Raw genomic sequence first — 1,024 nt, 5'->3', positions numbered from 1 at the left:
ACTAAGTTTTCAATAACTTTTGTATCGACTCCATTAATTTTTGTCATTTTTATATCTCCTTCATTTTGTATTTTTTTTAGAATTATCTCTTTCCACTTTCGTTATCTAATAAAAGTTTTTACAAAGCCCTCTATTATAATTTTTTAGGGGGAATGACACAGCTGCCATCAGTACATACCCCTCCATCAGGAGTATCTGTCGATAGAGTTTCTAATTTCGGTGCCGGATTGTCTTCTTCCCACACTTTATCTAGTACTTCAGAAAATGCTTGCGCTGGCTGTGCTCCTGAGACAGCATATTTTTGATTGATAATAAAGTATGGAACGCCCTTAATACCATATCTCTTGGCTTCATTTTGATCATCTCTTACGTTTTGTGCGTATAGTTTCTTATCATTTAACATTTTTAATGCTTCGTCTCTATTTAAACCAGAAGCTTCTGCAATATCAGCTAGTGTGTCTAGATCTCCTACATCTTTAGATTCCGTAAAGTATGCAGAAAGTAACTTTTCATTAACAATGGCTTCTTTACCTTGAGTTTTTGCCCATTTTGCTAGGCGGTGAGCATTAAATGTATTCGTTGATTTCATTTCATCGAAGTTAAAAGTTAAGCCCACATTTTTCGCTTGTTGAGTTAATTGAGTAATAAATTGTTTTGCTTGTGCCATGCCTCCAAATTTAAAAGATAAATTTTCAACATATTTTGACCCATCATATAGTGAGGCGTTTGGATCAAGTTCAAAACTTTTGAATTCAATGTCTACTTGATCTTTATAAGGGAATTTAGCTAACGCATTCTCTAAATTTTGTTTTCCAATATAACAGAATGGACATGCAATATCAGACCAGATTTCAATTTTCATACTTTCATTCCTCCATAAGACTTATTCATCATATGCAACTAATGCATTAACTCCATGAGAAAGAGCAGATCCGGCTTTCAATGCAGTTGCTACCATAATTGATTCAGCCACTTCTTCTCTCGTTGCTTTCGCTTTTTTGGCTGCTTTAGTGTGGATATCAAT

2 protein-coding genes are annotated in these 1,024 nt (G+C 34.3%); both read right to left on the bottom strand.

Annotated elements, in window-relative coordinates:
- Positions 1-133 precede the first annotated feature (133 nt).
- A complete protein-coding gene (locus tag ACMX9J_RS27645; protein WP_346255357.1) occupies positions 134-862 on the bottom strand; it encodes a DsbA family oxidoreductase in 729 nt (242 codons plus the stop codon).
- Positions 863-883: 21 nt separating this feature from the next.
- A complete protein-coding gene (locus tag ACMX9J_RS27640) occupies positions 884-1,018 on the bottom strand; it encodes a carboxymuconolactone decarboxylase family protein (RefSeq protein WP_416226471.1) in 135 nt (44 codons plus the stop codon).
- Between the last annotated feature and the right edge of the window lie 6 nt (positions 1,019-1,024).

The sequence above is a fragment of the Priestia sp. RMT2NF4 genome, from assembly GCF_047872835.1.
Classification (GTDB): domain Bacteria; phylum Bacillota; class Bacilli; order Bacillales; family Bacillaceae_H; genus Priestia; species Priestia zanthoxyli.
This window is presented reverse-complemented; position numbering and strand designations above follow the sequence as displayed.